This is a genomic window from Candidatus Jordarchaeum sp. (assembly GCF_052745115.1).
In genome coordinates this window covers 1-6,986 of the sequence record NZ_JBRAKS010000208.1, presented here as the reverse complement: position 1 = coordinate 6,986, position 6,986 = coordinate 1, and the positions used below count along the sequence as shown (strand labels likewise).

At 39.5% G+C, this 6,986-nt stretch carries 7 protein-coding genes; 2 read left to right on the top strand and 5 right to left on the bottom strand.

Features of this window, described 5'->3' with window-relative positions:
- Positions 1–160 precede the first annotated feature (160 nt).
- Both ACUVXA_RS13785 and ACUVXA_RS13780 read left to right on the top strand, forming a co-directional pair.
- Positions 161–1,555: an oxidoreductase gene (locus tag ACUVXA_RS13785; protein ID WP_445871856.1), complete on the top strand. Its 1,395-nt coding sequence runs from the start codon at positions 161–163 to the stop codon at positions 1,553–1,555.
- A gap of 599 nt (positions 1,556–2,154) precedes the next feature.
- Positions 2,155–2,691 carry a hypothetical protein gene (locus ACUVXA_RS13780; RefSeq protein ID WP_445871855.1) on the top strand — a complete coding sequence of 179 codons (537 nt, stop codon included), beginning with the start codon at positions 2,155–2,157 and terminating at the stop codon, positions 2,689–2,691.
- 148 nt (positions 2,692–2,839) lie between these two features.
- On the opposite strand, the gene ACUVXA_RS13775 is transcribed toward ACUVXA_RS13780, so the two are convergent.
- The 5 genes from ACUVXA_RS13775 to ACUVXA_RS13755 all read right to left on the bottom strand — a co-directional run bounded on the left by ACUVXA_RS13775 (position 2,840) and on the right by ACUVXA_RS13755 (position 6,594).
- Positions 2,840–2,971 carry a hypothetical protein gene (locus ACUVXA_RS13775; RefSeq protein ID WP_445871854.1) on the bottom strand — a complete coding sequence of 44 codons (132 nt, stop codon included), beginning with the start codon at positions 2,969–2,971 and terminating at the stop codon, positions 2,840–2,842.
- A gap of 32 nt (positions 2,972–3,003) precedes the next feature.
- Positions 3,004–3,177 (bottom strand): hypothetical protein, encoded by a 174-nt coding sequence (locus ACUVXA_RS13770; protein WP_445871853.1) that lies wholly within the window; start codon positions 3,175–3,177, stop codon positions 3,004–3,006.
- 99 nt (positions 3,178–3,276) lie between these two features.
- Entirely contained in the window at positions 3,277–4,773 is a 1,497-nt protein-coding gene (locus ACUVXA_RS13765) for a phytoene desaturase family protein (protein ID WP_445871852.1), read from the bottom strand.
- Between the two features lie 82 nt (positions 4,774–4,855).
- A complete protein-coding gene (locus ACUVXA_RS13760) occupies positions 4,856–5,596 on the bottom strand; it encodes a helix-turn-helix transcriptional regulator (protein WP_445871851.1) in 741 nt (246 codons plus the stop codon).
- 212 nt (positions 5,597–5,808) lie between these two features.
- Entirely contained in the window at positions 5,809–6,594 is a 786-nt protein-coding gene (locus ACUVXA_RS13755; protein ID WP_445871850.1) for an enoyl-CoA hydratase/isomerase family protein, read from the bottom strand.
- Between the last annotated feature and the right edge of the window lie 392 nt (positions 6,595–6,986).

The window sequence follows — 6,986 nt, the reverse complement described above, 5'->3', positions numbered from 1 at the left end:
TTAAATAAGAAACAAACAGTTATCTTACCTACCCAACCAAGGATAGAAATCAATGTGCAACAGGGCATTTCAAAGCAAAAATTTATATAATTGCTCTGTAAAATCAAATAAAAAATTGGGTGTTTGAGAAAATTAAGTAATTATTAGAAAGATTGAATAAATCTTTGGAGGGATTGGAATACCTTTAAAACAAAGTCGAGAAATAGAATCTAGAGCCTCGTCTGAGGAAACGAGAAAAATTATTATTGATAGGGTCGCTGTAAAGGAAGAGGATTATGAAATTTCCCTAGAGAAACCAGAATTCGAAGCGTTTTTTGAACCAATTAAAATCGGTGATTTAGAGATAACTAACCGAATTGCGATGGCCCCTATGAACTTGCTTTTCTCTACACATGATGGGTTCGTTACTGAGCAAAACATAGCGTGGTACGCACGGAGAGCTAAAGGAGGCTTCGGCTTAATAATAACCGAGGCTATATTAGCAACACAGCTTGCAGCCCCATTTATAGTTTATAGAAACCTGTATCTACATAACGATTTGTTTGTTGCTGGTTTAAATACTATGGTGGAGGCGGTTCACAGATTTGGAGCAAAAATATTTGCGCAGTTGAGCATAGGCTTGGGAAGACAAGGACGCGCACTTAATGGAACACCACCTTACGCTCCTTCACCCATCCCCTATGAGGTACAAGTTGAAATGTTACCCGAAATATTTAAGCCGATGGTAAGCAGTCCAGATATGCAAAAGTATATGAAGGGGCAAACTCCAAGAGAGATGACTATAGAAGAGATACAGGGGGAAGAGGAAAGATATGTTGAGGCGTGCTTAAGAGTGATAACAGCGGGATTCGATGGTATTGAAATACACGCACCCCACGGGTATCTTTTACACCAATTCTTGTCACCACTTTCAAACAAGCGAAATGACAAGTACGGCGGTTCATTGGAGAACCGTATGAGGTTTCTAGTTGAGATTGCAGAGCGTACATTAGAGGCAGTAAAGGGGGTTATACCAGTAGGTGTGAGAATAAGTGCCGATGAACACATACCGCAAGGACTTACTTTAGATGAAGTAAAAATAATTGCTAAAAAATTGGAGGACCTAGGAATAGCATACCTTAACATATCGGATGGATCTTATGAAGCTCTGAAATACTTCTTCCCAGGTGATATAGAACATGTTAAAAACCACCTTCTAAAAGAGGCTCTGAAGATTAAAGAGACTCTAGATATTCCAATAATAACACCATCAATTCACGATCCCGTTTTAGCGGAGCAAGTAATCAGGAGAGGTGTAACAGATATAGCAGAACTTGGCAGACAGTCCATCGCAGATCCAGATTGGCCTAATAAGGTGAGAGAAGGGAAAGTTGAAGAGATAAGAAGATGCAACCGATGCTTGCAGTGCCTTATGAGGATAATGGCAGGTCTGTATCCAAGGTGTGGAGTTAATCCGGAGGCTGGATTCGAAAAATATGATACAACACTATTCCCGCAGAAGAGAAAAGGAGCAGTAATGCCAGACTCATTAATTAAATGGACGCTTACACCATGATAGCCCAGTATTTAGTATAGGGGGGACCAATACGATTATAAAAAAGTTTAATTAAGGAAATCTATTTTTCTCTTTTATATTTCTTTTACTTTTTTAAGGTATTTTAGTATGATTTAGTTTTATTAAGATTTATGATGAAGCTTATTATTCTTCTTTTTAATATTTTTAGGAGTTACGCAGTTGAGGGCTGTTTGTAGGTTAACTGGGCCTGTGGTGGCGTCGAAATCTCCTCTTTTGCCTTGGATTGGTGAAAAACAGAATTTTTAATACACACCTCTCAAAGAAAGAGCTAAAAAAGGCTGAAATATAAAAAGAAGGCAAACTCGAGCAATCCCATCACCAACTACACACAAATACCCACCCAACTGCGTAAGTCCTAATTTTTTGAAAAATGCTGAAAATTCTATCTTTTTTATAACTTACTAATACTTTATATATTTGTAATGTTATTTATATTATAGATGATGCAGATTAGATGAGTTCACATCAACTTTAAGACCTTCGGGAAAGCGGTCTTAAGAGTTTCACTTAAAATCAAGCGGAAAACATTCTGCATCCAAATGTAAAATTGAAATTAATACTTCCAATAAGAGGGAATTATGTTGTCCGAAAAAGTAAATGTTGAAAAATTAATGGAAACAATTAGTGAATTGACAGTGTCAAAAGGCCCTGAAGGAATGCTAAATACTTTTAACAATGCGGTAATTTTCGGTTCTTTGTTATCAGCCTTAGAAAATATGGGAATACCCACCACACTTACTGCACGACGGGCTTCAGACGTATTAAAAGGAATACTGAAGGTGGTTGATAAGGTACTGTTAGGTAAAGAGCCAGCTACAAGTTTAGAAGAACTTCCTAAAGATTTTATGGAAGCAGTAAAAAATAGTCAATTTGTGGAAGAAGTGGATGTTAAAGTAAGCAACAACGTTATGAGCGGGACTTTGAAAAACTGTATCTACTTAGGATTCGGAAAAATAGCTACAGCCTTACTAGGATATGAGAGATGCCCAATTTGTGCTTTATGCATGGTGGGAGCTGCCACCGTAGAGGCTTTAGAATTTGGACAGGTAACGGATATGAATATTAAAACAAATGGAAACATTTGCCACCTGGAAATGAAAATCGAACCCAAATAATGATAAATTTATTAATTTCAAATTTCCCTATTTTTTCAATTGTTAAAACTCTGTTCTGTATGCTTCGTTGCACAATTATTTCTTCAGGTGGTCTAAGTTCCAATTGTTGTAGAGGATAGAAATCATTTTAAAGAAATCTTTTTTAGATTTAAGGTTCCATTTGTTGGGTTTTTGATGTGTCGAAGCATTCTTCTAATAACTCGTATTCGATACAGGTTGCAATTTCTTTCTCCATGGCGCAGATATTAATAGGGTAGGTTGGGTTTCGTCTACTGGGCAATCTTTGCGGTTCCTCGACTTGATGAAGTTGGTTCACATGTTTTTAAGTAGTTCAACGCTTCCGAGGTCGGTTCTCAGTAAAAGGGATCCTAAATCAATGTTTTGGGACTCCATTATTTCTTTTATTCGTTTAGCTAGATCCTTAGCCTTCCCGATGTGCCTGTCGCATGCTCCGCAGAAGATTCCGCGTTTGCCGAAGAGGGCCACCTTTCGTCGCTCAATTTTTCCCTATCAGACGTAAAAATCGGCTTTCCTACATTTGTAGTAAATTGAATTTTCTAGGTAAATCCCTTAATTTTTTTCATTCTATTTTTTACCCTTAATTTCGTTTAGTACTTTGCTTGCAGCCCAGGAGCCGGACATTAAGCAGGTTTGGTATCCTCCGCCTATCTGGGTCCAAGCTCCAGTAAAGTAAAGACCTTTGAATGGACCGTCTTGTGGTAAACGGTTACCGAGAATGTTGTCTGGAGTATAAGGGGTTCCAAGTATTGTGCCGTCGGGATTTCCGGTGTAACGCATGTTAGTAATAGGTGTGGAAATCTCAACAACTTCGATGTGTTCCCTTAGTCCTGGGACAACTCTTTCCTCAGCTATTTTTAACATTCTTTCTCCCACTCTAGTCTTAGCATCAAAGTATTCAGAGGGCTTGAGCTTCCTCCAAACCTCACCATTAGCTATAGTAGTAAGCACCACAACACTTGTTCCTGGTGGGGAAGCATCAGAATAAGCCAGATTGTAAGTAGCAAAACCTATCTCAGTGGGCTCCAGACTGTCCCTTAAATTGTAGAGTCGGTCAAAATCGTAGCTGGACCCTAAAAACATTTCGAATTCATCCACTCCCAGCTCAGTATGAGGAACGTCCAGTCCTAGGTAGGCACAGGAGGTTGCTATGGCTATCGGCTTTGACTCCAGTCTCTCAACGAAGGATTTAGGCACCTTATCAAAACCTATTAGGTTGCACACTGCAAAGGGATTAGCGTTTGAGATTATGTAATCTGTTTCAATCCTTTCGTCTTTATCAGTTATGACACCAGTTACTTTTCCTCCCTCTGTAAGGATTTTTTTTGCTCCGTTGCTTAATCTCACTTCTCCACCGAATTCATAAATCGAATCTACGAAAGCGTTTGCCAGGGTGTGTGAGGTACCTTTTATTTGTGCTCCACCGTATCTAAAATAGGTGTCTAAACCAGAAGCGGCAAGTACGTAGGAGACCTTTGAGGGAGGAAGCCCAAAGTAACCGGTAAGTTGAGCGAGGATGGCACGAGCTTTAATATCTTTCACGTCGGCTTCCAGAACTTCACCGAGTGTTTTATCCTTATATTTTACGAAATGTTCCTGAATCTCTTCTTTTGTTATTCCAGATCCTCTTTGGAGCCCGGTCAGAATATTATTAGTAGCTTGTATTTTGTCAAGGAAACGTATAATCCCTTCTGATTCTTTGGGAAAAGTGTCTAACAGAACATTCTCGATGTTTTCCCTTCCCGCGGGCATAACAAATTCGAAATCCGGGTAAATCGATTTATAAAGCGTGGGGAGTTTAACGAATTGCACTCTCTTTGTGATTCCAAGATCCTCAAACATCCGCCACATAAAGCCCCGCTTGGTATCAAGATCCAGTCCGGAAAGGGCGTGAAGAGCCACTTCGAACTCAAACCTACCTCTAACAAAGGATGTGGCGTAACCACCCGGTTTATAGTGCTTATCAAGAAGCAGGACACTAAGATCGTTCTTAGCAAGAGAAGCGGCAGAGGTTAGGCCTCCTAAGCCAGCTCCAATAACCACGACATCATATTTTTCAGACATTACAAATCCCCTCAAATAAACAATAACATAATTATTTGAACTTCTTTCATATAACTTTTTCTCGTTAATAAATTATTTCTGGTTATAGGGGTTCTGCTCTTTCCCAATAGTATTTATGGAGGTCAATTAACCATTTGACAGAGGTCTGGTTCCTGCATCCTATCATAAAGGACATGTCAATGTTTCCTTCTAGTGTGGGAAAGCAGATCCCACCGGCTTCGTCAAGAACCCCTAAAACAATGTTCACCTCATCCAATAGTCTTACAAACTGTCCCCCGGACTGCTTAAGTTTCTTAAACTGCTGAGTATCTACTATGGACTTGGGTAAAATTAACCTTATATCAACACTCTTATCAACACTCTTTCCTGAGAGCTTTTCAAGTACCGGAAAAACTAGGTGGAAAATCTGCTTGGATATAGTCCAGAGTCTAGACTGGGTTTCAGACATATACTTTTCCTGTATAGTAATAATTCGGTAAACTCCGCTTATCAGTTCACACTGGTTCAACTCACCTAGTCTGTGTATAAACTCGTTGGGAATAACGGTTAAATTGTGATTTAAAAGGTAATCTCGGTGTTGGGTGAGGAATTTAAACAGGTCTAATGATTGGATAATTACTCTACCAAAGGGGGTTATTTCGTAGAGACCATCAGAAGTCTTACTCACAATGCTCTGAGCCGTTAACCGGTTTAATTGTCTATAAACCTCGGGGGTTGTAATTTCAAGCTCCCGTGAAATGTCCGATAAGCGTTTAGGTTCCTTATCGATGCACTTGAGCAAAAGCAACCGCTCTATGGACGCCAATTCGAACAATAACTTCACAATATCCTCCAATATAGAGTCAACCCCGTCAAAACCGGTTATTTACAATTCACATTAATGTTTAAGAATTAGTATTAATTATAATAAATGTATTAATAATATTATTCCCAAAAAAAGAACTATAAGCATAAAAAATTGCTTGGAAACCACAAATATTGAAATTTTCAGTTTGTGAACTGTTTTTAACGGAAATAAAAAAAGAAAGTGGAGTTTTATTTCCCAGAGAATTTGGCTTTTCTCTTTTCTAGAAAGGCGGATGTGCCCTCAACCATGTCCTCGGTTCCGAACAGAACACTGAACACACCGGATTCTAACACTAATCCTACATCTAGTGGAACTTGGGTTCCAAAGTTGCAGGCGTACTTAGCCATTTTAAGAGCTACTGGGGGGCCCTCGGCTAACCTGTTAGCAAAGTTTTGTACTTCTTCCTTGAATTTGTCTGTGGGGAACACCATATTTACCAGGCCTATGCGGTGGGCTTCATCTGCGGGAATCCGGTTTCCCAACATGCAGAGTTCCTTGGCCCTGCCCAGTCCGATTAGTTTTGCGAGTCTCTGGGTTCCTCCAGCACCCGGTATTAACCCTAACATTATTTCGGGCTGTCCAAACGCCGCCTTTTCGCTTGCCAGTCTAAAGTCGCAAGATATGGCTAATTCGCATCCTCCACCCAAAGCGAAGCCGTTGATAGCTGCAATTATGGGTTTGGGGAACTTCTCCATTTTTTGCGTGACTTCCACTATTTTTCGTATAATGTGAAACATGCTGTTTGGTTTCTGTCCCTGAAACATGGTGATATCTGCCCCGGCACAGAATGCTCTATCTCCGGTACCCGTAAGTACTAGGACTTTGATTTCCTCATCGTCCCAGAGAGTGTCCAGTACGTCGCCTAATTCTTGTATTAGTGTCAGGGATATGGCGTTGAGTTTGTCCGGTCTATTAAAGGTCACCCATGCAATAGGTGGTTTTTTCTCAAAAATTATATCCTTGTAACTTCCCATCACCAATCATCTCCTTAAAGAGGGAATCAGACTAATATTAATCTCTCATGATTTTTGTGTTTTTCCATTAATTATCGATTTATAATAATATAATTATTTAGGATATTGAGATTTCCTTTATCCATATTCTGTTTTCGGGCGCTAGAGGAACTATTAGACACGATGTATTAGGTATGTATTTTTTGGTGTTTGGTATGTAGGAGTGTTTTTCTTAACTCCTCTAATACGTCTTGGAATTGGAAAAGAAGGAGTATATAGCCTCCTTCACAAGTAGCCAACAAATAAAAACACATACCCCCTGTGCAAAAAACATACCTATAACATTATGTCGAACTATTAGGGACGCCGCCTTAGGTATGTATTTTTCCTAGTTTTTACTTGTCTTATGCTGG

Coding starts and splice junctions, on each gene's coding strand:
- ACUVXA_RS13755 (WP_445871850.1), bottom strand. CDS start 6,594: ATGGGAAGTTACAAGGATATAATTTTTGAGAAAAAACCACCTATTGCA.
- ACUVXA_RS13765 (WP_445871852.1), bottom strand. CDS start 4,773: ATGTCTGAAAAATATGATGTCGTGGTTATTGGAGCTGGCTTAGGAGGC.
- ACUVXA_RS13780 (WP_445871855.1), top strand. CDS start 2,155: ATGTTGTCCGAAAAAGTAAATGTTGAAAAATTAATGGAAACAATTAGT.